The organism is Streptomyces sp. YKOK-I1 (genome assembly GCF_054660435.1).
In genome coordinates, this window is sequence record NZ_BAAGDR010000001.1 from 2,210,938 (window position 1) to 2,233,990 (window position 23,053).

At 70.1% G+C, this 23,053-nt stretch carries 21 protein-coding genes; 6 read left to right on the forward strand and 15 right to left on the reverse strand.

The features are described 5' to 3' along the window. Positions 1 to 83 precede the first annotated feature (83 nt). The 9 genes from ACYQ8Q_RS09275 to ACYQ8Q_RS09315 all read right to left on the reverse strand — a co-directional run bounded on the left by ACYQ8Q_RS09275 (position 84) and on the right by ACYQ8Q_RS09315 (position 9,908). Positions 84 to 938, reverse strand: a complete 855-nt coding sequence (locus ACYQ8Q_RS09275) for a shikimate dehydrogenase (RefSeq protein WP_460063491.1) — start codon at positions 936 to 938, stop codon at positions 84 to 86. Next, positions 919 to 2,706 (reverse strand): endolytic transglycosylase MltG, encoded by a 1,788-nt coding sequence (gene mltG / locus ACYQ8Q_RS09280; protein WP_460063492.1) that lies wholly within the window; start codon positions 2,704 to 2,706, stop codon positions 919 to 921. The genes ACYQ8Q_RS09275 and mltG overlap by 20 nt, the downstream gene beginning before the upstream one ends. 123 nt (positions 2,707 to 2,829) lie before the next feature. Then, a complete protein-coding gene (ruvX, locus tag ACYQ8Q_RS09285) occupies positions 2,830 to 3,294 on the reverse strand; it encodes a Holliday junction resolvase RuvX (protein ID WP_460063494.1) in 465 nt (154 codons plus the stop codon). An 8-nt stretch (positions 3,295 to 3,302) separates the two neighbouring features. Then, positions 3,303 to 5,975, reverse strand: coding sequence for an alanine--tRNA ligase (alaS, locus tag ACYQ8Q_RS09290; protein WP_460063495.1), 2,673 nt, complete (start codon positions 5,973 to 5,975; stop codon positions 3,303 to 3,305). Then, on the reverse strand, positions 5,975 to 6,319 hold the full coding sequence (locus ACYQ8Q_RS09295) for a hypothetical protein (RefSeq protein ID WP_460063497.1): 345 nt from the start codon (positions 6,317 to 6,319) through the stop codon (positions 5,975 to 5,977). Before ACYQ8Q_RS09295 ends, alaS begins: the two co-directional genes overlap by 1 nt. Positions 6,320 to 6,328: 9 nt before the next feature. After that, positions 6,329 to 6,769 (reverse strand): DUF948 domain-containing protein, encoded by a 441-nt coding sequence (locus ACYQ8Q_RS09300; protein ID WP_460063498.1) that lies wholly within the window; start codon positions 6,767 to 6,769, stop codon positions 6,329 to 6,331. 153 nt (positions 6,770 to 6,922) lie between these two features. Beyond that, positions 6,923 to 7,537 (reverse strand): 30S ribosomal protein S4, encoded by a 615-nt coding sequence (gene rpsD / locus ACYQ8Q_RS09305; RefSeq protein ID WP_055633391.1) that lies wholly within the window; start codon positions 7,535 to 7,537, stop codon positions 6,923 to 6,925. 300 nt (positions 7,538 to 7,837) lie between these two features. Beyond that, positions 7,838 to 9,193 carry a replication-associated recombination protein A gene (locus tag ACYQ8Q_RS09310; RefSeq protein WP_460063500.1) on the reverse strand — a complete coding sequence of 452 codons (1,356 nt, stop codon included), beginning with the start codon at positions 9,191 to 9,193 and terminating at the stop codon, positions 7,838 to 7,840. Between the two features lie 55 nt (positions 9,194 to 9,248). Then, positions 9,249 to 9,908: a vitamin K epoxide reductase family protein gene (locus ACYQ8Q_RS09315; RefSeq protein WP_460063501.1), complete on the reverse strand. Its 660-nt coding sequence runs from the start codon at positions 9,906 to 9,908 to the stop codon at positions 9,249 to 9,251. Between the two features lie 143 nt (positions 9,909 to 10,051). Between ACYQ8Q_RS09315 and ACYQ8Q_RS09320 the strand changes: the two genes are divergently transcribed. The 4 genes from ACYQ8Q_RS09320 to ACYQ8Q_RS09335 are packed head-to-tail and all read left to right on the forward strand — an operon-like array spanning position 10,052 to position 13,582. Next, the gene (locus tag ACYQ8Q_RS09320; RefSeq protein ID WP_460063502.1) at positions 10,052 to 10,918 is read left to right on the forward strand and encodes an ABC transporter ATP-binding protein; all 867 of its coding nucleotides are present in this window, start codon (positions 10,052 to 10,054) and stop codon (positions 10,916 to 10,918) included. Next, the gene (locus ACYQ8Q_RS09325; RefSeq protein WP_460063503.1) at positions 10,915 to 11,760 is read left to right on the forward strand and encodes an ABC transporter permease; all 846 of its coding nucleotides are present in this window, start codon (positions 10,915 to 10,917) and stop codon (positions 11,758 to 11,760) included. Before ACYQ8Q_RS09320 ends, ACYQ8Q_RS09325 begins: the two co-directional genes overlap by 4 nt. Further along, the gene (locus ACYQ8Q_RS09330) at positions 11,757 to 12,962 is read left to right on the forward strand and encodes a sensor histidine kinase (RefSeq protein WP_460063505.1); all 1,206 of its coding nucleotides are present in this window, start codon (positions 11,757 to 11,759) and stop codon (positions 12,960 to 12,962) included. Before ACYQ8Q_RS09325 ends, ACYQ8Q_RS09330 begins: the two co-directional genes overlap by 4 nt. After that, positions 12,959 to 13,582: a response regulator gene (locus ACYQ8Q_RS09335; protein WP_460063506.1), complete on the forward strand. Its 624-nt coding sequence runs from the start codon at positions 12,959 to 12,961 to the stop codon at positions 13,580 to 13,582. The genes ACYQ8Q_RS09330 and ACYQ8Q_RS09335 overlap by 4 nt, the downstream gene beginning before the upstream one ends. 9 nt (positions 13,583 to 13,591) lie before the next feature. Here the strand turns inward: ACYQ8Q_RS09335 and ACYQ8Q_RS09340 are convergent, their stop codons facing one another. From ACYQ8Q_RS09340 to ACYQ8Q_RS09350, 3 genes are all read right to left on the reverse strand, one after another. Beyond that, a complete protein-coding gene (locus tag ACYQ8Q_RS09340) occupies positions 13,592 to 14,236 on the reverse strand; it encodes a hypothetical protein (protein WP_460063508.1) in 645 nt (214 codons plus the stop codon). Positions 14,237 to 14,339: 103 nt separating this feature from the next. Next, positions 14,340 to 15,602: a histidine--tRNA ligase gene (gene hisS / locus ACYQ8Q_RS09345; protein WP_460063510.1), complete on the reverse strand. Its 1,263-nt coding sequence runs from the start codon at positions 15,600 to 15,602 to the stop codon at positions 14,340 to 14,342. A 12-nt stretch (positions 15,603 to 15,614) separates the two neighbouring features. Then, the gene (locus ACYQ8Q_RS09350; RefSeq protein ID WP_460063512.1) at positions 15,615 to 16,331 is read right to left on the reverse strand and encodes an MBL fold metallo-hydrolase; all 717 of its coding nucleotides are present in this window, start codon (positions 16,329 to 16,331) and stop codon (positions 15,615 to 15,617) included. A 153-nt stretch (positions 16,332 to 16,484) separates the two neighbouring features. Here ACYQ8Q_RS09350 and ACYQ8Q_RS09355 point away from each other — a divergent pair, with 153 nt between their 5' ends. Together ACYQ8Q_RS09355 and ACYQ8Q_RS09360 are read left to right on the forward strand one after the other, a co-directional pair. Then, the gene (locus tag ACYQ8Q_RS09355; protein WP_460063514.1) at positions 16,485 to 17,306 is read left to right on the forward strand and encodes a peptidylprolyl isomerase; all 822 of its coding nucleotides are present in this window, start codon (positions 16,485 to 16,487) and stop codon (positions 17,304 to 17,306) included. A gap of 143 nt (positions 17,307 to 17,449) precedes the next feature. Further along, positions 17,450 to 18,679, forward strand: a complete 1,230-nt coding sequence (locus tag ACYQ8Q_RS09360; protein WP_460063516.1) for a DUF349 domain-containing protein — start codon at positions 17,450 to 17,452, stop codon at positions 18,677 to 18,679. Between the two features lie 62 nt (positions 18,680 to 18,741). On the opposite strand, the gene ACYQ8Q_RS09365 is transcribed toward ACYQ8Q_RS09360, so the two are convergent. The 3 genes from ACYQ8Q_RS09365 to secF form a co-directional block, all read right to left on the reverse strand. Next, complete coding sequence (locus ACYQ8Q_RS09365; protein ID WP_460063518.1) at positions 18,742 to 21,237, reverse strand: RelA/SpoT family protein; 2,496 nt, start codon at positions 21,235 to 21,237, stop codon at positions 18,742 to 18,744. A gap of 171 nt (positions 21,238 to 21,408) precedes the next feature. Next, the gene (locus tag ACYQ8Q_RS09370; protein WP_460063520.1) at positions 21,409 to 21,957 is read right to left on the reverse strand and encodes an adenine phosphoribosyltransferase; all 549 of its coding nucleotides are present in this window, start codon (positions 21,955 to 21,957) and stop codon (positions 21,409 to 21,411) included. After that, entirely contained in the window at positions 21,954 to 23,051 is a 1,098-nt protein-coding gene (gene secF / locus ACYQ8Q_RS09375) for a protein translocase subunit SecF (protein ID WP_460073225.1), read from the reverse strand. Before secF ends, ACYQ8Q_RS09370 begins: the two co-directional genes overlap by 4 nt. Positions 23,052 to 23,053: the final 2 nt, after the last annotated feature.

The window sequence follows — 23,053 nt, forward strand, 5'->3', positions numbered from 1 at the left end:
CGATCCTCCCACGTCCGGGACACGGATCGGGCTCCCGGTCCATTGGGCGGACGAAACGGCTCAGGAGCCGCCGCCGGCCGCTTTCACGGCTGGGCCGCCTGCCGGGAGGCCAGTGCGTGCTCGCCCGCCTTGCGCATCGCCTCCAGCGGTGCCGGGGTGATGCCGGTCATCTGTTCCACCTGGAGCACGGCCTGGTGGACGAGGAGGTCGAGGCCGCTGACGACGGCGCCGCCGAACATGGACCAGCGGGCGGCCAGCTCGGTCGGCCAGGGCTCGTAGAGCACGTCGAAGAGGGTGGCGGGCCGCTCGGGCACCGAGGCCGCCAGGGCGTCCGTCGCCCCGGCCGGGGTGGTGGCGATCACGAGCGGGAAGCGCAGGGCGTCGGCCGCCTCGGCCCAGTCGGCGATACGGACGTCGACGTCCAGGCGCTCGCCCCACTGCCGCATCTCGTCGGCGCGGGCCGCGCTGCGGACGTAGGCGACGATCTCGCCGGAGCAGACCCGGGCCAGCGCCGCGAGCGCGGAGGACGCGGTGGCGCCGGCGCCGAGGATCGCGGCCGAGTCGACCTGTTCGACGCCGTGCTCGCGCAGGGCGGCGACCATGCCGGGAATGTCGGTGTTGTCGCCGACGCGGCGGCCGTCCTCGGTGAACACCAGGGTGTTGACCGCGTCCACGGAGGCGGCCGTCTCGCTGATCCCGTCGAGCAGCGGGATCACGGCCCGCTTCAGCGGCATGGTCAGGGACAGCCCGGCCCACTCCCCGCCGAGTCCCCCGACGAAGCCGGGCAGGGCGGCCTCGTCGATCTCGAAGCGGTCGTACGTCCACGCGGTGAGCTCGAGCGCCTCGTAGGCGGCGCGGTGCAGCACCGGGGAGAGGGAGTGGGCGATGGGGCTGCCGAGAACGGCAGCCCGGCGGGCTTCAGTTGCCCGTGCTCTCATTGAACTTGTCCTTGAGCTTCTGGAATTCCGCGTGCGTCTTGGCGAATTCGGTCCTGCTCACCCCGTCGGTCGCCACGAAGTAGTACCAGCCGTCGTCGGTCGGATTCAGCATCGCCTTGATCGCGACATCACCGGGGTTGCCGATCGGTCCGGGCGGCAGGCCCTTGTTCGTGTACGTGTTGTACGGGTCCTTGTTGCTGTTGATCTCCGACTCGCTGATCTCGATCTTGCTTTCGCCCCTCAAGTAGTTGAAGGTCGAGTCGAATTGCAGGAATCCGTATGTCTCGGGGTTCGCTCGGTCGAGGCGGTTGTAGATCACCTCCGCCATCTTGCGGTAGTCGTCCTCGGTCTTGCCCTCGGCCTGGACCAGGCTCGCGACGGTGACCATCTGGAGCGGGCTGTCCAGCTTGAACGTCTTGGCCTTGCCCTCCAGGTCGTACGACGCGTACTTCTTCGAGGCGCTGGCCACCATCGCCTTCAGCACCGCCTCGGGCTTCATGCCCTTGGCCGCGGGATAGGTACCCGGGAAGAGGAAGCCCTCCAGGGGGTCCTTTATGTTGCTGTTGTCATTCGCCCACTTGGGCAGTCCGAGAGTCTTCCATTCCTTCTCGGCGACCTTGCGGGTGTCGCCCGCGGAAAGCCCGAGTTTCTGGTCGATGATCTCGTAGACCTTCACATTGCGCTGGCCGGGCACGACCATCACATTGGCCTGACTGTCCCCGTCGAGCATCATCTCGACGGCGGCCTTCGCGGACATCTCCTTCTTCAGAATGTACGCGCCCGCCTGGATCTTGTCCCCATTGGGATTGTTCGTGGCCGCGGAGACGAAGGCGTCCACGCTCTTGACGACACCGGCCTCCTTCAGCAGCCGGCCGATCCCCGCGCCGCCCGTCCCCTCGGGCACCTGGACGCTGACCGACTGACTCGTACCGTTGCCCGAATAGTCCGGGGGTGCGCCGTAACGATTCTTGTAGAAGTGGTAGCCGAAATAGCCGACGCCGCCGACACCACCGGCGAACACCAGTACGACGACCAGGCAGGCGACGCCGTTGCGGCTCTTCTTCTTGCCCTTGCCCGGCTTGCCCGCCTTGACGTCCTTGCCGCCGCGCCCCCTGCGGCCCCCGCGGCCGTCGGGATCGTCGTCGTCCTCGTCCTCGTCGTCAGCACGACCGCCCGCGAAGAACGCGTGCTCGCCCTGGTCGGGTCCGGGGTCCCAGTCGGGCTTCCGTTCGGCCTCCGCCTCGGGCTCGGGCTCCGGTTCGGCGACCCGCCGGGCCGGGGGCTCCGGCGGCGGATACGCGTCGGGGGTGCCGTAGAAGTCGGGCTGCTCGGCGCCGTACGCGGCGGGCTGCTGACCGTACGGGTCACCGGGGTCGGCGGCGTACGGCATGTGCGCGTGCGTGCCGGTGCCGTCCCAGCCGCCTTCCTGGTACTCGTGATAGTTCTGCTGGCCCTGCGAGCCGTACTGCTGCTGGTCATGGGGCTGCTGGTACTGCTGGGGGTCGTAGGGCTGCTGCGGGTACTGCTGCTGACCGTACTGGTGCTGGTCGTACTGCTGCTGGTCGTACTGCTGCGCCTGTCCGTTGCCCCAGTCGCCGTATCCGGGCTGCTGCGGCTGCTGCGGGTAGTGGTGGTGCTGCGGCTGGCCGCCGTAGGCAGGCTGATGGCCCTGGTGGGCCTGCTGCTGCCCGTCCCATCCGCCGTCCCCGTACAACGGGTCCTCGGGATGCCACGGTTCGGAGCCTGGGCCCCGGCCATACTCAGTCATCGATCCCCTAGAGCCGCGAGGCGGCGATCACGCGGCCTTCCCAGGTCCGTCACCGTTCCGCCTCTCTCTGTGCGGCGGCTGTTCGAACACCGCCGCATCGCGCGGAACGTTACCGTATCGCGATCAGATGACCACTTCGACGCCCTCGCCCGGTGCTTTACCTGACGCCCGTTCGGATTCCAGGGCCTGCTGAAGGATGATCACAGCGGCTGCCTGGTCGATCACCGACCGGCCCTTCTTCGCCTTCACCCCGGACGCGCGCAGTCCCTGACTGGCCGTCACGGTCGTCATCCGCTCGTCGACCAGGCGCACGGAGACGGGTGCGATGCCCCGGGCGAGCTCCTGTGCGAAGCCGCGAACCTTTACCGCGGCCGGGCCCTCGCCCCCCTTGAGGGAGCGAGGGAGACCGACGACGACCTCGATCGGCTCGTACTCCTCGACGAGTTGCCTGAGCCGTCGGTGGGCGGCCGGGAGGTCCCGGCCGGGGACCGTCTCCACCGGGGTGGCGAGGATCCCGTCGGGGTCGCACGAGGCGACCCCGATCCGGGCGTCCCCGACATCGATCGCGAGTCGACGGCCCCTGCGCATGGGCGCGCTCACTTGGCCGTGTCGGCCACGAGGCGCTCGACCGCGTCGACGGCCTCGCCGATCGCGGCCGGGTTCTGGCCGCCGCCCTGGGCGACGTCCGGCTTGCCGCCACCGCCGCCGCCGAGGGTCTTGGCGGCCGTACGGACCAGGTCGCCGGCCTTCAGACCGCGCTCGCGGGCGGCCTCGTTGGTGGCGATGACCGTGAGCGGCTTGCCGTTGTTGACCGTGAACAGGGCGACGACGGCGGCCCGTCCGCCCTGGATGCGACCGCGCACGTCGAGGACCAGCCTGCGCAGGTCGTCCGGGGTCGTGCCGTCCGGGACCTGCCCGGTGACCACGGCGACGCCGTGCACGTCCCTGGCGGACTCGGCGAGACCGGCGGCGGCCTGGAGGACCTTCTCCGCGCGGAACTTCTCGATCTCCTTCTCGGCGTCCTTCAGCTTGCCGAGCATGGCGGAGACCTTCTCCGGGAGCTCCTCCGGACGACCCTTGATCAGCTCCTGGAGCTGGGCGACGACCGTGTGCTCACGGGCCAGGAAGTTGTAGGCGTCCACGCCGACGAGGGCCTCGATACGGCGTACACCGGAGCCGATCGACGACTCGCCGAGCAGCTTCACCAGGCCCAGCTGGGCGGTGTTGTGGACGTGCGTGCCGCCGCACAGCTCCTTGGAGAAGTCGCCGATGGTCACCACGCGGACCCGCTCGCCGTACTTCTCGCCGAACTCGGCGATGGCGCCCTGCTTCTTGGCCTCGTCGATGCCCATGACCTCGGCGCGCACGTCGAGTTCGCGGGAGAGCACCTCGTTGATCTTCTGCTCGACATCGGTCATCACGGCCGTGGGAACGGCGGACGGCGAACCGAAGTCGAAGCGGAAACGGCCGGGCTGGTTCTCGGAACCGGCCTGGGCGGCCGTCGGGCCGAGCGCGTCACGCAGGGCCTGGTGGGTGAGGTGGGTGGCCGAGTGGGCGCGGGCGATGGCGGTGCGCCGGCGGGAGTCGATCGTGGCGTGCACCAGGTCGCCGACGGTCACCTCGCCGACCTGGACGACGCCCTTGTGGACGTAGACGCCCGGGACCGGCTTCTGGGTGTCGCGGATCTCCACGACGGCACCGGAGCCCACCTTGATCCGGCCGGTGTCGCCGATCTGGCCGCCGCCCTCGGCGTAGAAGGGGGTGCGGTCGAGGACGATCTCGACCTCGTCGCCCTCGGAGGCGGCCGGGGAGGAGACACCGTCAACCAGGATGCCGACGACGGTGGACTCGCCCTCCGTGTCGGCGTACCCGATGAACTCGGTCTCACCGGCCTTGTCGGCGATCTCCCGGTAGGCGCCGGCGCCGGCGTGGCCGGTCTTCTTGGCCTGGGCGTCGGCCTTGGCGCGCTCCCGCTGCTCCTTCATCAGGCGGCGGAAGCCGTCCTCGTCCACGGACAGCCCCTGCTCGGCGGCCATCTCCAGGGTGAGGTCGATCGGGAAGCCCCAGGTGTCGTGGAGCAGGAACGCCTTGTCGCCGGCGAGCACGGTGGAGCCGGCGGCCTTGGTCTCGCCGACGGCGCCGTCCAGGACGTTCGTCCCGGCGTTGAGGGTCTTGAGGAAGCGGGCCTCCTCGGCGAGAGCGACGTTCTCGATGCGCTCGCGGTCGGTGACCAGCTCCGGGTACTGCCGGCCCATCATGCCGATGACGGTGTCGATGAGGTCCTTGACGACCGGGCCGGTGGCGCCCAGGAGGCGCATGTTGCGGATGGCGCGGCGCATGATGCGGCGCAGGACGTAACCGCGGCCCTCGTTGCCGGGGGTGACGCCGTCGCCGATGAGCATCACGGAGGTGCGCATGTGGTCGGTGACCACGCGCAGGGAGACGTCCGAGTCATGGGCGTCGCCGTAGGCCACGCCGGTCAGCTCGGTGGCCTTGTCGATCACGGCCATGGAGGTGTCGATCTCGTACATGTTCTGCACGCCCTGCAGAATCATGGCGAGACGCTCGAGGCCCAGGCCCGTGTCGATGTTCTTGCTCGGCAGCTCGCCGAGGATCTCGAAGTTGTCCTTGCCGATGCCCTCGCCGCGCTCGTACTGCATGAAGACGAGGTTCCAGATCTCCACGTACCGCTCGTCGTTGACGGCGGGGCCGCCCTCGACGCCGAACTCGGGGCCGCGGTCGTAGTTGATCTCGGAGCAGGGGCCGCACGGGCCGGGGACGCCCATGGACCAGTAGTTGTCCTTCATGCCGAGGCGCTGGATGCGCTCCTTCGGCACCCCGACGACCTCGTGCCAGATGCGCTCGGCCTCGTCGTCGTCCTGGTAGACGGTGATCCAGAGCTTCTCCGGCTCCAGACCGTAACCACCCTTGTCCTGGGCGCCGGTGAGCAGCTCCCAGGCGTACTTGATGGCGCCTTCCTTGAAGTAGTCGCCGAAGGAGAAGTTGCCGCACATCTGGAAGAACGTGCCGTGGCGGGTGGTCTTGCCGACCTCTTCGATGTCGGGGGTGCGCACGCACTTCTGCACGCTGGTGGCGCGCGCGAAGGGCGGCTTGACCTCACCGAGGAAGTAGGGCTTGAAGGGCACCATGCCGGCGGGGACGAGGAGCAGAGTCGGGTCGTCCGCGATGAGCGACGCCGAAGGGACGACGGTGTGCCCGCGCTCCTCGAAGAAGCTCAGCCAGCGGCGGCGAATCTCGGCCGACTCCATCAGTGGTCCTCATTCCGGTCGTACGAGTACGTCGTGCTCTGGACGTACCTCGGGTGGGTGCTGTTCTCGATGGCGGCGAACCGCCGGGGCGCGGGGAGCGCGGGGTCCTCGTCGATACCGAGGGCGTCCTGGAGCTCCGCCTCGCGCTGGGCCATGTTGTCGCGGACGTCGAGCGCGAAGCCCACCGCACGGTCCTTCAGGCGCGCCCCCGTCTCGAGGGCCTTGTTGGCCGCGGTCGCGGCGAGGCTCTCCGGGGTGAGCTGCTTCAGCTTGCGGTTGACCTTGGTGGTGGCCCAGACACCGGCGGCGACGCCGGTCGTGAACCAGAACGTACGGCGGAACATGGCTGGCTCTCAGTCCCTCTTTCCACGGGGCTTCCGCTTCTCCCGCCGGGAGACCGTGCGGCCCACGATCACGGTACGCCGGGGCTCACGGGCGGGCATGTCCTCCCGGCGTCCGCCGAGGGCCCGGCGCACGCCGTAGCCGAAGGCGGCGACCTTGACCAGGGGGCCGCCGAAGGTGGAGGCGACGGTCGTCGAGAGCGCCGAGGCGTTCGAGGTGACCTCCTGGACGTCGGAGGCGATGGCGTCGACCCGGTCGATCTGGGTCTGCGCGGAGCGCACCGCCGCGGAGGCGTCGGCCAGCAGCGGGACGGCCTGGTCGGTCACGTCCGCGACCAGCTTGGTGGTCGCCTTCAGCGTCTGGGCCAGCCTCGCCAGCGCGACGGCGAGGAAGGAGACCAGGATCGCCCAGAAGACGGCCACCAGGATCCCGGCCACCTCTCCACCGGACACCTGGCACCTCTTTTGCAGTGTTGGGATCTAACTCCGGAGCCGAGCCTATCGCGCCGGGGGCAGGGCTCCGTACCGCATTAAGGGCATGCAAAAGCCCGCCGTCTCCGGGGAGACGACGGGCCTGGGCGCAGAAGTCCTGCGACCGCCGGAGGATCAGCGGGCGTAGTACTCGACGACGAGCTGCTCGTCGCAGATCACCGGGATCTCCTTGCGGTTCGGCTCACGGTCCAGGCGGAACGCCAGGGCCTTGAGGTTCACCTGGAGGTAGCGCGGGGTCTCGCCGTCGGGGGCGAAGCCACCCTCGCGGGCGATGGAGAAGAGGGTCTTCTCGCGGCTGCGCTCGCGGACCATCACGACGTCGTCGGGACGGACGCGGAACGAAGGCTTGTCGGTCTTCTGGCCGTTGACCTCGATGTGGCCGTGCACGACCATCTGACGGGCCTGGTAGATGGTGCGGGCGATGCCCGAACGCAGCACCAGCGCGTCGAGACGGCGCTCGAGCTCGATGATCAGGGCCTCACCGGTCTTGCCCTGCACCTTGGAGGCACGCTCGTAGGCGCGGACCAGCTGGCGCTCGGAGAGGTCGTACTGCGCGCGCAGACGCTGCTTCTCCAGCAGACGGACCTTGTAGTCCGAGTTCTGCTTGCGGCCACGGCCGTGCTCGCCCGGCGGGTAGGGGCGGGCCTCGAAGTACTTGACGGCCTTCGGGGTCAGCGCGATGCCGAGGGCACGCGACTTCTTGACCTTGGGGCGGGACTGGTTCGCCACTGCTCTCTCATTCCTGTTTTTCGGCTTGTCAGAGTTAAGGGAGGTCGCATCCGCAGCCGGGGAAACCCATGAGGTCCGCGAGGGACCCGCCGGGCAGCCGCTCCCCTGGTCTGGGCACATACGTGCAGCACGCGAGTGGCCCACCGGCCGCTCCCGCCGTGCGGCGGGTGGTGGTGGGCTGCCCGCGACACCGATCGACGGTGCGCGACGCTCCTGGAGCCGGTCCGGGGACCGGCCTCCGGCTGACTGTCCCGTTCTGACAGCGCGGGACGCAGCACTCCGAAAGAGTTTACAGGGTGCTCAGGACCGCTTTCGACCGAGGTGCTTCCTGGTCCACTCCACGGCGTCGGCGTACCGCGCCTCCGCGCCGTGCCGGGTCGGGGTGTAGTACTCCCGGTCCTTGATCGCGTCCGGTGCGTACTGCTGGGCGGCGATGCCCTCCGCCAGATCGTGGGGATACACGTACCCCTGGGCGTGGCCGAGCTTGGCGGCGCCCTTGTAGTGCCCGTCGCGCAGATGCGGCGGCACGGACCCGGCCAGTCCCTTGCGTACGTCGTCCAGGGCGGCGCCGATCGCGGTGGTCGCGGAGTTGGACTTGGGGGCGAGGGCGAGGGCGATGGTGGCGTGGCTGAGGACGAGGGCGGCCTCGGGGAAGCCGATCAGGGCGACGGCCTGGGCGGCGGCGACGGCCGTGGGCAGGGCGTTCGGATCGGCGAGGCCGATGTCCTCGCTGGCGGAGATCATCAGTCGGCGGGCGATGAAGCGGGGGTCCTCGCCGGCCTCGATCATGCGGGCGAGGTAGTGCAGGGCGGCGTCGACGTCGGAGCCGCGGATGGACTTGATGAGGGCGCTGGCGACGTCGTAGTGCTGGTCGCCGTCGCGGTCGTACTTCACCGCCGCCCGGTCGACGGTCTGCTCCAGGGTCTGGAGGCTGATCTCGCTCTCGTCCTGGTCGAGGGCGGCGCCGGCGGCGGCCTCCAGGGCGGTCAGGGCGCGGCGGGCGTCGCCGCCGGCGATGCGCAGGAGGTGGGCCTCGGTGTCCTCGGGGAGGGTGACGGCGCCCTTGAGGCCGCGCTCGTCGGTCAGGGCCCTGCGGAGCAGCGCCCGCAGGTCGTCGTCGGTGAGGGGTTCGAGGGTGAGCAGCAGGGAGCGGGAGAGCAGCGGGGAGATCACCGAGAAGTACGGGTTCTCCGTGGTCGCCGCGATCAGGGTCACCCAGCGGTTCTCGACGGCCGGGAGGAGGGAGTCCTGCTGGGCCTTGCTGAAGCGGTGGATCTCGTCGAGGAAGAGGACGGTCTCCTTGCCGTACCCCCCGGTGGCGCGGCGGGCGCCGTCGATGACCGCGCGGACCTCCTTGACGCCCGCGGTGATCGCGGAGAGCTCCACGAACCGCTTGTTCGTCGCCTTGGACACGACGTACGCCAGGGTGGTCTTCCCGGTGCCGGGCGGGCCCCAGAGGATCACCGAGGAGGGCCCGGCCGGGCCCTTGGCCCCCTCGCCGACCAGACGGCGCAGGGGGGAGCCCGGCTTCAGCAGGTGCTGCTGGCCCACGACCTCGTCCAGGGTGCGCGGGCGCATCCGGACCGCCAGGGGACTCCCGGCGGGGTCCTTCTCCTGGCGTTCTTCTGCTGCGGCGGTGAACAGGTCGGGTTCCACGCTGAAACCCTAAATCACACCACTGACAATCCCGCCGGGCCCTGGGAAGTCGGGGTCAGCTGGTCCAGAACTCCCACCAGCGGGTCAGGATCAGCATGCCGATGATGCCGATGTGCAGCACGGGCACGACCCAGGTGAACTCGCCGAAGAAGCTCTTCAGCCAGCGCGGGGCGGGCAGGAAGGCGTTGCGGATGTTGAACGAGGTCACGTACCAGAACATGGTGATCGTGGCGACCCAGGCCAGCGAGCACCACAGGCACAGGGCGTTGATCCGGTACAGGGACTGGAACTGCAGCCAGGTGCAGAAGGCGACGCCGAAGAGCGTGCCGAAGTTGAAGGTGAGCCAGTACCAGCGCGGGAAGCGGGCCCCGGCCAGCAGGCTCATGCCGACGCAGATGACGATGCCGTAGCAGACCAGGCCGAGCATCGGGTTGGGGAAGCCGAAGGCGGCGGCCTGCTTGGACTCCATCACGCTGCCGCAGGAGACCACCGGGTTCAGGCTGCACCCGGGCGTGAAGGTCGTGCCCGCGACCTTGGCCTCGAGCAGTTTGAACTTGTCGATCGTGATGACCCACGCGGCGAGCAGACCGGCCGCGCCGGTGATCAGCAGCAGGATCGCGAACGCACGGCTGCCGCCCGCCGTCCGGGGCGCGGCCGCGGTGTCACGCTCGGGCTCGGACTCCGTGGAGACGTCTTTGACTGTCGTCTTGCTCATCACGCCGATCCGTGTTTGAGAGTTGGACCATCTTCGGGCAGGGGCCATTGTGCCGCACCGGGCCGGGTATCCACCGTTCGATGGACATAAGGAGGCCCGCACGGTCGTCCCGGAACGCGCGGTTCCGGCCGAGTCTCTACGGCATGACAGCACACGCGAACGACCTCGCGGTGGACGTACGGGGGCTGCGCAAGCAGTACGGGGACGTGACCGCGCTGGACGGCGTCGATCTGGGGATCCGCGCGGGCGAGGTCTTCGGCCTGCTCGGACCGAACGGCGCCGGCAAGAGCACCACGGTGGAGATCCTCCAGGGACACCGCGCGAGGGACGGGGGCGAGGTGAGGGTGCTGGGCGCGGACCCGGCGACGGGCACGCGCGCGTGGCGCTCACGTGTCGGAATCGTCTGGCAGGACGAATCCGCGCCCGCCGAGTTGACGGTCCGCGAGACCGTACGGCATTTCGCGCGCTACTACCCGAGGCCGCGCGACCCGGAGCAGGTGATCTCCCTGGTGGGTCTGGAGGCGAAGGCGGACAGCCGGACGAAGACCCTCTCGGGCGGGCAGCGCCGCCGTCTCGACGTGGCGCTCGGGGTGATCGGCGGCCCGGATCTGCTGCTGCTCGACGAGCCGACGACCGGGTTCGACCCGGCCGCCCGCCGGCAGTTCTGGGACCTGATCCGCACCCTCGCCGACGAGGGCACGACCATCCTGCTGACCACGCACTACCTGGAGGAGGCGGAGGCGCTCGCCGACCGGCTCGCGGTCGTGGCCGGCGGCCGGGTCGTCGCCGAGGGCGAGCCGGCCGCCCTGCGGGAGCGGTACGGCACGGGCGCGACGGTCGCCTGGACCGAACCCGACGGGAGCGCGCGGAGCACGCGCACGGACACCCCGACGCGTGTGGTCGCCGAGCTGACGCAGCGCTTCGACGGCGAGATCCCGGGGCTGACGGTGACCCGGCCCACCTTGGAGGACGTGTATCTGAGCCTGACCGGACAGGGGGACCCCCGATGACCACGACCGCGGCCGCACCCCGGACGGAGGCCGTCTCCCCGCGTCTGCCCGGCGCCTGGACGCTGGGCCTGCACCGGGGCGCCCTGGAGCTGAAGCAGTTCTTCCGCCAGCGCGAACAGGTGGTCTTCACCTTCGCCTTCCCCGTCGTCTTCCTGTTCCTGTTCGCGTCGATCTTCAAGGACGACGTCAGCGGGGCGGGCGTCACGGCCTCGCAGCTGTACGTCCCGGCGATGATGGCGGCCGGCATCATGTCGACCAGCTTCCAGTCGCTGGGCATCTCGATCGCGATCGAGCGGGACGAGAAGGTGCTGCGCCGGCTGCGCGGCACACCGATGCCGCCGGCCGCGTACTTCCTGGGCAAGATCTGGCTGGTTCTGGTCACCGGGGCGCTGGAGACGGCCGTCCTGCTGCTGGTCGGCACCACGCTGTACGACGTCGATCTGCCCTCGTCGGCGGCGCACTGGTTCGACTTCGCGTGGATCTTCGTCCTGGGGCTCACGGCCTGTGCGCTGCTCGGCATCGCGATCAGCTCGGTCCCCAAGTCGGGCAAGAGCGCCACGTCGGTGGTCGTCCTGCCCTTCCTGGTGCTCCAGTTCATCTCCGGGGTGTACATCTCGGTCGCCACGATCCCCGACTGGATGCTGAGGATCGGCGCGCTGTTCCCGCTGAAGTGGATGTGCCAGGGGCTGCGCGGGGTGTTCCTGCCGGAGTCGGCGCGGGTCCTGGAGCAGGCGGGCAGCTGGGAGTTCGGACGGGTGGCCCTGGTCCTCGGGGCGTGGTGCGTCGGAGGATTGGCGCTGTGTCTGCTGACCTTCCGGTGGAAGAACCGGCGCGACGGATGAGCGGTCCCTCCGGGGCCGGCACGGACATCTGGGACAGTTCCTTCCGCATCTGGGACGTGTACTTCGCGCTGATCTGGGTGGCCACCCTGGTGTTCGTGCTCGGCACCGAACATCCGGGGTGGCCGGTCCGCGTGGCGGCGGCCGGGCTCCTCGTGCCGCTCGTCCCGTGGTACGTCGTCGTGGGGCGTCCCATGATGAACGACGCACGGGCGCCCGACGACCGCCGGTCCCTCGGGTATCTCGCGGGCGAGATGGCGCTGTTCCTGCCGTCGGCGGTGCTGGTGGGCGAGACCCGGCTGATGACGTTCGCGCTGGTGCCGCAGTGCTTCATGACGCTGAGGCTGCGGCCCGCCCTGATCGCGGTGGCCGTGATCAACATCGCGCCCGTGGTGGGCTGGGCGCTGCTGTGGTGGCCCAGCGACCAGGAGGTCTTCTTCAACGGACTGTTCGCCCTGGTCACCCTCGTCTTCTCGGCGGCCGTCGGCAGCTGGATCATCCGGATCATCGAGCAGAGCGCGGAACGCGCCGAGCTGATCGCCGAGCTGGACGCCAGCCGCAGCGAGGTGGCCCGGCTGTCGGCGGCCCATGGGGCGCTCGCGGAGCGGGAGCGGATGGCCCGCGAGATCCATGACACGCTCGCGCAGGGCTTCACCAGCCTGCTGATGCTGACGCAGGCGGTGGAGGCGGAGCTGGAGACGGACGCGGCGCGGGCCCGCGCGCATCTGCGGCTGATGGACGAGACCGCCCGGCAGAACCTGGCCGAGGCCCGTGCCCTGGTCGCGGGCGGCACCCCCGCCGATCTGGCCGGGACCTCGCTGCCGGACGCGCTCGGCCGGCTGGCCGCGCGGCACTCGGCGGATCTGGACATCACGGGCGAGGTGCGCGCGCTGCCCGCCGGGCCGGAGGTGGTGGCGCTGCGCTCCTGCCAGGAGGCGCTGACCAACGCCCGTAAGCACGCCGGGATTTCGGCGCGGGTGACGATCTGTCTGGGGTACGACGAGGGCGGTCTGACGGTGTCGGTGCGCGACGACGGCCCGGGCTTCGACCCGGCCGTCTCCTCGGACGGCTATGGTCTGGCGGGACTGCGGGCGAGGGCGGCGGAGGTGGGCGGGACCACGCTGGTGCGCAGTGCGCCGGGCGAGGGCACGACGGTCACCGTCCGGCTGCCCGTCCCGGCCGGGGTGAGGAGGGGGACCACGTGATCAGGATCGTCCTGGCCGACGACCATCCCGTCGTACGTGAGGGACTGCGGGCGATGCTGAGCGCCGAGCCGGATCTGGAGATCGTCGCCGACGCGGAGAGCGGCCCCCGGGCGGAGGCCCTGGCCGCCGAACTGCGCCCCGACATCGTGCTGATGGACCTCAGGATGCCGGGCGGCGGCGGTGTGGAGTCGATCGTGCGGATGGCGGAGGCCGGGCTGCCGTGCCGGGTGATCGTCCTGACGACGTACGAGACGGACCGGGACATCCTGCGGGCCGTGGAGGCGGGCGCGGCGGGCTATCTCCTGAAGGACCTGCCCCGGGGCCAACTGGCGGAGGCGGTACGCCGGGCGGCGCGCGGCGAGACGGTGCTGGCCCCGTCGGTGGCGGCCCGCCTGGTCGACCAGCTCCGCACCAAGCCTGAACGCCCTCGTCTGTCGACCCGTGAGACGGCGGTGCTGCGACTGGTCGCCGAGGGCTGCACCAACGCGGAGATCGGCAGACGCCTGTTCATCGGGGAGTCGACGGTGAAGACCCACCTGCTGCGGGCCTTCGCCAAGCTGGGGGTGGACGACCGTACGGCAGCCGTCACCAGCGCGATGCGGTTCGGGTTGCTGGACTGAGCAGGCGCGTCACGCTCCGGTGCGGCAGGTCTGCGCCGACTCCAGCCACGGCGCCAGGGTCGTCACCAGGGTGACCAGGAGCGCGGCGAGCCAGACCCGGTACAGGTCCTCGGGCCGTGCCCGGCGACGCGAGACCACCCACACCAGCCACGCGGCAGCCGACCCCGCCGCCAGCGCCAGGGCGATGCAGAGAGGCACCGCCCAGTCGGCGAGCGGACGCTCGGGCGGGTGGATGCCGCCCGTGCAGTAGGTGCCGCGGGTCTGTTCGGCATTGCCCAGCAGCATGAGCAGGGTCGCGGGGACCGACACGATCCAGGCCAGGGCGGTCAGCAGCCTGAACCACGCCCCCTTCCAGCCCCGCAGCGCGCCCCGCAGCACCTCGCGCATCAGCAGGAGCGGTACGGCCATGAGCACCACCGTCTGCCACAGGGCGGCGTAGCGGTACTCCCCGCGCATCTGGGCGTTGTCGGCCCAGTAGAAGAGCAGGAAGACCTGGCACAGCGCGGTGACGAAGAGCAGACCGGCCAGCGCGTGCGCGGGAACTCGCGCCCTGGACGTGCCGGGAAAGGAGGCCGGCCACAGGATGTGGCGGGCCTCCGTGCCCGGTCCCGGGCCGATCGCCGCCCGCCATCGCTCACTGGTCACGGACTTCACGCCATGGTTCCCTTCGGCTCTCACGGTGCGGACGCACAGAACTCTTGCGCGCCCGCGCCCCGGATCACCTCCGTGGAAACACGTACATCACCACGTACCCGTGCTAGCCGAGCCGGGCCTCCAGCTCCGCCACGATCTCGTTCACGCCGATCGCCGTCTGCTCGCCGGACTCCATGTCCTTGAGCTGGACGACGCCCTCGGCGAGGTCACGTTCGCCTGCGACGATCGTGTAGCGGGCGCCGCTGCGGTTGGCGCTCTTCATCGCGCCCTTGAGCCCCTTGGCGCCGTAGGAGAAGTCGGCCGCGACACCGAGCTTGCGCAGCTCCGTGACCTTGGCGAACAGCACCCGGCGGGCCTCCTCGCCGAGCGGGACGGCGTAGACGGAGGTGGTGGACGGCAGGTCGAGCTCGACGCCCTCGGCCTCCAGGGCGAGGACCGTGCGGTCGACGCCGAGCGCCCAGCCGACGGACGGCAGCGCCGGGCCGCCGATCATCTCCGACAGACCGTCGTAGCGGCCGCCGCCGCCCACCGCGGACTGGGAGCCCAGGCCGTCGTGGACGAACTCGAAGGTCGTCCGGGTGTAGTAGTCCAGGCCGCGGACCAGCTTGGGGTCGTCCTCGAAGGCGACGCCGGCGGCCGTGATCAGCTCACGGACCTCCTCGTGGTACGCCTTGCAGGCGTCGCAGAGGTAGTCCCGCAGAAGGGGGGCGTCACCGAGCTGCTTCTGGACCGCCTCGCGCTTGTCGTCCAGGACGCGCAGCGGGTTGATCTCGGCGCGGCGCAGGGTGTCCTCGTCGAGGTCCAGGCCGCGCAGGAAGTCCTGGAGGGCGGCCCGGTACACCGGACGGCACTCCTTGTCGCCGAGGCTGTTCAGCAGGATGCGGAAGTTCCTGAGGCCCAGCGAGCGGTACGCCTGGTCGGCCAGGATGATCAGCTCGGCGTCCAGCGCCGGGTCCTCCGCGCCGATCGCCTCGGCGCCGACCTGGGAGAAGTGGCGGTAGCGGCCCTTCTGGGGGCGCTCGTAGCGGTAGTACGAGCCGGAGTACCAGAGCTTGACGGGGAGGTTGCCCGTCTTGTGCAGGTTGGCCTCGAGGGCCGCGCGCAGGACGGAGGCGGTTCCCTCGGGGCGCAGGGCCAGCTTGTCGCCGCCCTTGGTCTCGAAGGCGTACATCTCCTTGGTCACGATGTCGGTGGACTCACCGACACCGCGGGCGAAGAGCTCCACGTTCTCGAAGCCGGGCGTCTCGACGTACCCGTAGCCGGAGTTGCGCAGCGGTGCGGCGATCGCCTCGCGGACCGCGAGGTAGCGGGCGGAGTCGGGCGGCAGAAGGTCGTACGTGCCCTTGGGGGCCTGAAAGGTGCTCACGGAGGTCTCTCGTCACATTCCTCGTCGGGGAGGGGCCGTCGGGTCCGCTCCCTGGCCGGCGGCCGCCACCTGCCGCAGATACGGGTTGGTGGCGCGCTCCTGGCCGATGGTCGTCTGGGGGCCGTGGCCGGACAGGACCACGGTCGAGTCGTCGAGCGGCAGGCACACGCGGGCCAGCGAGTCGAGCATCTCGGCCATGTCACCGCCGGGCAGGTCGGTGCGTCCGATGGAGCCGGCGAACAGCAGATCCCCGGAGAAGAAGACCGAGGGGATCTCGGTCGTCTCGGGCATCCGGAAGGTCACCGACCCCTTGGTATGGCCCGGCGCGTGCGCGACGGAGAACCGCAGACCCGCCAGGTCCAGCTCGACGCCGTCGGTCAGCTCGCGGACGTCGTCCGGCTCCCCCACGGTCAGCTCGCCCATCAGCGGCATCCCGATGGACCGGCCGAGCGCCTTCTCGGGGTCGCTCATCATGAACCGGTCCTCGGGGTGGATCCAGGCCGGCACGTCGTGCGCGCCGCAGACCGGGACGACCGAGGCCACATGGTCGATGTGGCCGTGGGTGAGGACGACGGCGACGGGCTTGAGCCGATGCTTCTTCAGCGCTTCCTCGACTCCGGGGGCCGCCTGGTGGCCCGGGTCGATGATCACGCACTCCTCACCGGCGGCGGGGGCGACGAGATAACAGTTCGTCCCCCAGGCCCCGGCGGGGAACCCGGCAATGAGCACGATCGTCCTTGGTTGTGTCGATTACGGGAGGCTTCCGCGCGGCGACAGCCGCTGTCAGAGCCTACCGGCGCTGCCGTTTCCTCAGCGAACCCATATACGGTACGGGGCACACGCAAGCGGTCGATGTCACGAGACGCACAAGGAGAGAATCCGGTGGTCACCCAGGAACAGCGCAAGCGTCAGCTCGCCCGGGAGAAGTTCTTGCGGCAGCAGCAGCGCCGAACGGCGTCGCGGCGCAAGGCGCGCGTGCGCAACTCGGTGATCGCGTCGGTGCTCGGCGTGATCGTGATCGGCAGCCTCACGCTGTACACGACGGGCGTGCTGAAGGACGACAAGGACGACAAGTCGAACACGAGCGCGGAGGCGAGCCCGGAGGCCTCGGCGAGCGCGGCGAAGGACCCGTGCGAGAAGGCCGCCGCAGGCTCGGTGAAGAAGCTGTCGTGGAAGAAGGAGCCGTCGGTCACCATCGACAAGTCGGCCGACTACACGATGAAGCTGGCCACGACGTGCGGTGACATCGACATAGCGCTGAAGACGGCCGCGGCCCCGCACACGGTCAACTCGTTCGACTTCCTCGCCGGGAAGGGCTACTTCGACCACACGAAGTGCCACCGGCTGACCACCAACGGGATCTACGTCCTGCAGTGCGGCGACCCCACGGGCAGCGGCAGCGGCGGACCGGGCTACACCATCCCGGACGAGAACCTGAAGGACAAGAGCCTCAAGGACAACATCTACCCGGCGGGCACGGTCGCCATGGCCAACACCGGCCAGGCGCACACCGGCGGCAGCCAGTTCTTCCTCGTCTACCAGGACAGTTCGCTCCCGCCGAGCTACACCCCGTTCGGTACGGTGTCGGCCGAGGGCATGAAGGTCCTGAAGAAGATCGCCGCCGCGGGTGAGAACACCGGCGCCGGTGACGGTGCCCCGAACGCGACCGTGGTGATCAACAAGGCGACGGTCACGAAGTCCTGACGTCCAGGGCGGCCAACTGCGGAATTCGGTCGCGCTGGATGCGGACAGGCGCCCCGCCGGTCGCCTATGTTGGCCGTGACGAAACTGTGGACGATGCCCGGGGGCGCCGTAGCCCCTCGGAGGCATCATGTGGAGGAGGCGCTGTGAGCAGCGACCCGTGGGGCCGCGTCGACGAGACGGGGACCGTGTACGTGCGTACGGCCGACGGCGAGCAGGTCGTCGGTTCCTGGCAGGCCGGCTCCCCCGAGGAGGCCTTGGCCTACTTCGAGCGCAAGTACGAGGGCCTGGTTGTCGAGATCGGCCTCCTCGAGAAGCGGGTGCAGACAACCGATCTGTCGGCGAAGGACGCACAGGTCGCCATCGACCACATCCGCGACCAGGTCGACGCGCACCACGTGGTCGGTGACCTGGACGCGCTGCGCACCCGGCTGGACAAGCTGGTGGCGGCGGTCGAGTCGCGCCGCGAGGAGCGCAAGCAGCAGCGGGCCAAGCAGTCCGACGAGGCCCGCCACGCCAAGGAGGAGCTGGTCGCCGAGGCGGAGCAGCTCGCACAGTCCGACCAGTGGCGGGCGGCCGGCGAGCGGCTGCGGGCCCTGGTGGACACCTGGAAGGGTCTGCCGCGCCTGGACCGCAAGTCCGACGACGAGCTCTGGCACCGCTTCTCGCACGCGCGCTCGGCGTTCTCCAAGCGCCGCAAGGCCCACTTCGCGCAGCTGGACGCACAGCGTGAGGACGCCCGCCGGATCAAGGAGCGCCTGGTCGCGGAGGCCGAGGCGCTGTCGGGTTCGACGGACTGGGGTCCGACGGCCGCCCGCTACCGCGAGCTGATGGCCGACTGGAAGGCCGCGGGCCGCGCCCAGCGCGAGCACGAGGACGACCTGTGGAACCGCTTCCGCGGTGCCCAGGACGTGTTCTTCGCGGCGCGCAGCGGAGTCTTCGCCGAGCGGGACGCCGAGCAGTCGGAGAACCTGAAGCTCAAGGAGGAGCTGGCCGAGGAGGCCGAGAAGCTCCTGCCGATCGGTGATCTGAAGACGGCGCGTGCCGCGTTCCGCTCGATCAACGAACGCTGGGAGACCATCGGCCATGTGCCGCGGGACGCCCGGCCGAAGGTCGAGGGCCGGATGCACGCCGTGGAGCGGGCGATCCAGGAGGCCGAGGAGGCCGAGTGGCGCCGCACCAACCCGGAGGCACGCGCGCGTGCCGAGGGCCTGACCGGCCAGCTCCAGGCCGCGGTGGACAAGCTGCGGGCGCAGATCGACCAGGCCCGCGCCCAGGGCAACGCCTCCCGTGCCGACAAGCTGGAGCGCGAGCTGGAGGGCCGCCAGGCACTGCTGGACCAGGCGCTGAAGGGTCTGCAGGAGTTCGGCGGCTGATACCGCCACCGCCATGAGGAAGGCCCCCGTACACCGCGTACGGGGGCCTTCCTCATGGCCTGCTACGGCCGACGGGCCGAGGTCACCCGGTAGACGTCGTACACGCCCTCCACGCCCCGTACGGCCTTCAGGACGTGACCGAGGTGCTTGGGGTCGCCCATCTCGAAGGTGAAGCGGGAGGTCGCGACCCGGTCGCGGGAGGTCTGGACGGCCGCCGAGAGGATGTTCACGTGCTGGTCGGACAGCACCCGGGTGACGTCCGACAGCAGCCGGGAGCGGTCCAGGGCCTCTACCTGGATGGCGACCAGGAAGACCGAGGACTGCGTGGGCGCCCACTCGACGTCCAGGATGCGCTCCGGCTCCCGGGACAGTGACTCCACGTTGACGCAGTCACTGCGGTGAACCGATACGCCACTACCGCGGGTGACGAAACCGATGATCGGGTCACCGGGGACGGGCGTGCAGCAGCGGGCCAGCTTGACCCAGACGTCGTCGACGCCCTTGACCACGACCCCGGGGTCCTGGTTGCTGCGCCGCTTGCGGCCACGGGTGCGGGACGGCGGGACCGCCTCGTCGATCTCCTCGGTGGCCGCCTCCTCGCCGCCGAGCGCCTGCACCAGCTTCTGTACGACGTTCTGCGCGGCCACATGGCCCTCGCCGATCGCCGCGTACAGCGAGGAGATGTCCGGGTAGCGCATCTCGTGCGCCAGTGTGACCAGGGAGTCGCCGGTCAGGATGCGCTGGATCGGCAGGTTCTGCTTGCGCATGGCCCGCGCGATGGCGTCCTTGCCGTGCTCGATCGCCTCGTCGCGGCGCTCCTTGGAGAACCACGCCCGGATCTTGTTGCGGGCCCGGGGTGACTTGACGAAACCCAGCCAGTCGCGGGACGGGCCCGCGCCGGTGGCCTTGGAGGTGAAGACCTCCACGAGGTCGCCGTTGTCCAGCGTCGATTCGAGCGGTACGAGCCTGCCGTTGACCCGCGCTCCTATGGTGCGGTGGCCGACCTCGGTGTGGACCGCGTACGCGAAGTCGACCGGGGTGGCACCCGCGGGCAGCGCGATGACATCACCCTTCGGGGTGAAGACGAAGACCTCGTTGCGGGACAGGTCGAAGCGCAGGGACTCCAGGAACTCGCTGGGGTCCTCGGTCTCCTTCTGCCAGTCGAGCAGCTGGCGCAGCCACGCCATGTCGTTGAGGTGGTCGTCCTTGCCCTTGCCGGCCTTCGGCACGTCGGTGCGCACCTTGGAGGCGCCGGCGACGGCCTCCTGCTTGTACTTCCAGTGCGCGGCGATGCCGTACTCGGCGCGGCGGTGCATGTCGAACGTACGGATCTGGAGTTCGACGGGCTTGCCGTTGGGCCCGATGACCGTCGTGTGCAGCGACTGGTACATGTTGAACTTGGGCATCGCGATGTAGTCCTTGAACCGCCCCGGAACCGGGTTCCAGCGGGCGTGGACGGTGCCCAGCGCCGCGTAGCAGTCGCGGACGGTGTCCACCAGGACGCGGATGCCCACCAGGTCGTAGATCTCCGCGAAGTCCCGGCCGCGGACGATCATCTTCTGGTAGACGCTGTAGTAGTGCTTCGGGCGGCCGGTGACGGTCGCCTTGATGCGGGCGGCACGGAGGTCGGACTGGACCTCGTCGGTCACTATGGCCAGGTACTCGTCACGCTTCGGAGCCCTTTCGGCCACCAGCCGTACGATCTCGTCGTACATCTTGGGGTAGAGGATCGCGAACGCGAGGTCCTCCAGCTCCCACTTGATGGTGTTCATGCCGAGGCGGTGGGCGAGGGGCGCGTAGATCTCGAGGGTCTCGCGCGCCTTCTTCTCCTGCTTCTCGCGCCTGAGGTAGCGCATGGTGCGCATGTTGTGCAGGCGGTCGGCGAGCTTGATGACCAGGACGCGCGGGTCCTTGGCCATGGCGACGACCATCTTGCGCACGGTCTCGGCCTGCGCGGCCTCGCCGAACTTGACCTTGTCCAGCTTGGTGACGCCGTCGACGAGCAGGGCGACGACGTCGCCGAAGTCACGGCGCAGGTCGTCGAGGCCGTACTCGGTGTCCTCGACGGTGTCGTGCAGCAGGCCCGCCATGAGGGTGGCCGGATCCATGCCCAGCTCGGCGAGGATCGTGGTCACCGCGAGGGGGTGGGTGATGTACGGGTCGCCGCTCTTGCGCTTCTGGCCCCGGTGCCAGCGCTCGGCGACCTGGTAGGCCTTCTCGATCTGGCGCAGCGTCGCGGTCTCGACCTTGGGGTCGTTGCTGCGCACTATCCGCAGCAGCGGCTCCAGGACCGGGTTGTAGGGGTTGGCGCGCTGGACGCCGAGGCGGGCGAGACGGGCGCGGACGCGGTTGGAGGAGGCGGAGCGGGCGGGGGGCTGCGCGGTCGCGGGGCGCTCGGGCGGGGCCGGCTTGGGGCGCGGCTGCTCGGCCGGCTTGTCGACGGGCGCGGAACGGTCGTGCTCGACCGGCCCGCCGGCGTCGGCTTGCGCCGGCTTGGCCGCAGGTGCCGAGGCGGGCTCGGGCTTGGCGGCGGTCAGGTGCTGGGCCTCGTCAGGCAAGAGGACTCCTCGTGCGCGATCCGGGTCCCCCGGTCAGGCTCCGGAGGACCCATCGTAGCGATCCTGGGCTCCGGCATCGCCTTCAGGCCGATGTGAGGACCGTCAACCCCTGCAACGCAAGGGGCGGGCACCGGATTCCTCCGGGCCCGCCCTTACGGCGTACAGCGGTGCTCAGACGGTCAGCAGGGCGTCCAGCGGGGCCTCGCCGAGCGCCGCCTGCAGGCGGGGGCGGCCGTCGAGGAAGCTCAGCTCCATCAGAACGGCGACGCCCGCGACCTCGGCGCCCGCGCGGTGGATGAGCTGGATCGCGGCCTCGGCGGTGCCGCCGGTGGCGAGCACGTCGTCGACGATCAGGATCCGGTCGTCGGCGGTGAGGTCCTCGGCGTGCACCTCGATCTCCGCCGAGCCGTACTCCAGGTCGTAGGCCTGGCTGAGGGTGGCTCCGGGGAGCTTGCCCGCCTTGCGCACGGGGATGAAGCCGAGGCCGGCGCGGACGGCGACCGGGGCGCCCAGGATGAAGCCCCGGGCCTCCAGGCCGACGATCTTGGTGGCGCCGGTGCGCTCGGCGATCGCCGCGAAGGCGTCGGTGAGCGCGGTGAACGCCACCGGGTCCGCCAGGAGCGGGGTGATGTCCTTGAACATCACCCCCTGCTCCGGGTAGTCGGCCACATCGCGGATACGGCTGAGCAGCAGGGTCGTGGTGTCGACGACGTCGGTCATCGGCGCTTCCCCGAAGGACGGCGGCGGCTGCGCGGCCCGGACTGGTCGCGCGGTCCGACTACCGCCGGGGTGGCGTCCTCGTCACCGAAGTCACCACGGGCGTCGGCGAGTTCCTCGTCGGCGGCGGCCTGGGCCCGCTTGGCCAGGACGCGCTTCTTCAGGGCCTTCATCTGCGGCTCGCGCTCCTTGAGGTCGGCGACGAGCGGCGTGGCGATGAAGATCGAGGAGTAGGCGCCGGCCGCGAGACCGACGAACAGCGACAGCGAGATGTCGTTGAGCGTGCCCGCCCCGAGGACACCGCCGCCGATGAACAGCAGGCCCGCGACCGGCAGCAGCGCGACCACGGTGGTGTTGATGGAACGGACCAGGGTGCCGTTGATCGAGCGGTTGGCGACCTCGCTGTAGGTGAAGCGGGTCTGCTTGGTGAGGTCCTTCGTCTGTTCCTTGAGGGAGTCGAAGACGACGACCGTGTCGTACAGCGAGTAACCGAGGATCGTGAGCAGACCGATCACCGTACCGGGCGTGACCTCGAAGCCGACGAGGGCGTAGATGCCGACCGTGATGGTGATGTCGTGGATCAGGGCGACGAGTGCCGCGATGGCCATGCGCCATTCGAAGGCGATCGCCAGGTAGATCACGACGAGGACCATGAAGATCGCCAGACCCTGCCAGGCCTTGTTGGCGATCTGGTCACCCCAGCTGGGGCCGACGAGGTCCGCGGCGATCGACTCCGGGTTGAGGTCGAAGTCCTTGGCCAGGTCGTCCTTGATCTGGTCGGACTGCTGGGTGTCCATGCCGGCGATCTGGATGCGCAGCGAGCCGTCGCCGAGCTTCTGCACGACCGCCTCGTGGCCGGACGCCGCCGCGGCGGCGTCCTCGGCCTGCGAGACGGAGACATGGGTGTTCTTCGGGGTGGTGAAGACCGCACCGCCCTGGAAGTCGATGCCCATGTTCAGGCCGCGGACCGCGAGGCCCAGGATGGCCGTGATGGTGATCAGGATCGAGATGCCGTACCAGAGCTTGCGGTGGCCGATGAAGTCGTAGCTGACCTCGCCACGGTGCAGTCGGGCGCCGAGGTTGCCGAGTTTCGACACGC

Excerpts from the sequence above, each read along its gene's own strand:
- ACYQ8Q_RS09325 (WP_460063503.1), top strand. The coding sequence starts at position 10,915 with ATGACCACGACCGCGGCCGCACCCCGGACGGAGGCCGTCTCCCCGCGT.
- alaS (WP_460063495.1), bottom strand. The coding sequence starts at position 5,975 with ATGGAGTCGGCCGAGATTCGCCGCCGCTGGCTGAGCTTCTTCGAGGAG.
- ACYQ8Q_RS09320 (WP_460063502.1), top strand. The coding sequence starts at position 10,052 with ATGACAGCACACGCGAACGACCTCGCGGTGGACGTACGGGGGCTGCGC.
- ACYQ8Q_RS09315 (WP_460063501.1), bottom strand. The coding sequence starts at position 9,908 with ATGAGCAAGACGACAGTCAAAGACGTCTCCACGGAGTCCGAGCCCGAG.
- ACYQ8Q_RS09370 (WP_460063520.1), bottom strand. The coding sequence starts at position 21,957 with ATGACCGACGTCGTCGACACCACGACCCTGCTGCTCAGCCGTATCCGC.
- ACYQ8Q_RS09295 (WP_460063497.1), bottom strand. The coding sequence starts at position 6,319 with ATGTTCCGCCGTACGTTCTGGTTCACGACCGGCGTCGCCGCCGGTGTC.
- ruvX (WP_460063494.1), bottom strand. The coding sequence starts at position 3,294 with ATGCGCAGGGGCCGTCGACTCGCGATCGATGTCGGGGACGCCCGGATC.
- ACYQ8Q_RS09330 (WP_460063505.1), top strand. The coding sequence starts at position 11,757 with ATGAGCGGTCCCTCCGGGGCCGGCACGGACATCTGGGACAGTTCCTTC.
- ACYQ8Q_RS09275 (WP_460063491.1), bottom strand. The coding sequence starts at position 938 with ATGAGAGCACGGGCAACTGAAGCCCGCCGGGCTGCCGTTCTCGGCAGC.
- mltG (WP_460063492.1), bottom strand. The coding sequence starts at position 2,706 with ATGACTGAGTATGGCCGGGGCCCAGGCTCCGAACCGTGGCATCCCGAG.